Source organism: Geobacillus sp. ZGt-1 (genome assembly GCF_001026865.1).
GTDB classification, from domain to species: Bacteria; Bacillota; Bacilli; order Bacillales; family Anoxybacillaceae; genus Geobacillus; species Geobacillus thermoleovorans.
This window is the reverse complement of sequence record NZ_LDPD01000018.1, coordinates 109,413-110,591: the sequence shown is the minus strand read 5'-3', so window position 1 is coordinate 110,591 and position 1,179 is coordinate 109,413. Positions and strand designations below refer to the sequence as shown.

1 protein-coding gene and 1 pseudogene are annotated in these 1,179 nt (G+C 55.2%); both read left to right on the top strand.

The window, feature by feature from the left end; translation table 11 throughout:
- Positions 1–429: pseudogene (locus tag VU18_RS19750) on the top strand (immune inhibitor A domain-containing protein); the annotation flags it as partial.
- 1 nt (position 430) lies between these two features.
- Positions 431–1,179, top strand: a 749-nt coding sequence (locus VU18_RS19745) for a choice-of-anchor J domain-containing protein (RefSeq protein ID WP_236687325.1), incomplete at both ends; no start/stop codon positions are given.

The window sequence follows — 1,179 nt, the reverse complement described above, 5'->3', positions numbered from 1 at the left end:
CGTGAGTTTGACCAAGAGGATCGCTACGATTTAGACGGCGACGGCAATTATCGCGAACCGGACGGTTTGATTGACCATTTAATGATCATTCACTCCAGCGTCGGAGAAGAATCGGGCGGCGGTTCGCTCGGCGGCGATGCCATTTGGTCGCACCGCTGGAATTTAGGATCGGTGTACCGCATTCCGAATACGACGACGGATGTGCCGTATTGGCGCGGCCAACTGGCGGCTTACGATTATACGATTGAGCCGGCTGACGGGGCGGCAGGAGTGTTTGCTCACGAATACGGCCACGATTTAGGGCTGCCGGATGAATACGATACGATTTACTCCGGTCTGGGCGAGCCAGTTGCCTATTGGTCGATTATGTCAAGCGGAAGTTGGGCGGGACGCATTCCGGGCACCGAGCCGACCGGCTTCAGCGCCTGGNCGAAACAGTTTTTGCAGTCGACCATGCCCGGCAGCAACTGGCTGAGCGGAACGACCGTTGAGTGGAACGAAGTAACGCCAAACGGTGTTGAAGTCGTGCTCGATGAAGCGAACACGAAAGGGACGAACAACGATGCCGTGCGCATCAACTTGCCGGACAAAGAAACGGTCATCACGACCCCGCCAAGCGGTGCGTATGCCTATTTCTCCGGCAGTGGAAACAACTTAGATCATACGATGTCAACGACGATCGATTTGACGAGAGCGTCCAAGGCGACGCTGGCATTTGATACATGGTATGCGATTGAGAAAGACTGGGATTATGGGGCGGTAGAAGTAAAACCGCATGGCAGCAACGAATGGACAACAATTCAAGGAAACATTACGACGCCCGACAATCCGTACGGGCAAAACCCGGGCAACGGCATTACCGGTACGTCAAACGGCTGGGTGAAGGCGGAATTTGACTTGTCGGCCTATGCAGGACAAACGATTGACCTTCGCTTCCATTACATCACCGATGTGGCGGTGTCGGAAGCTGGCTGGTATGTTGACAACATTCAAGTGACGGCAGATGGAACAATCGCGCTCACAGACGATGCAGAGGGCGACAGCGCTTTCGCGTTGGACGGTTTTGCGAAAAGCGACGGCATCGCGCGCTCGAAGCATTATTATTTGCTTGAATGGCGCAACCACCGCGGCGTCGATGAAGGGCTCGCCCATATTTTGCGCGGCGACCGGCTTCTTTCG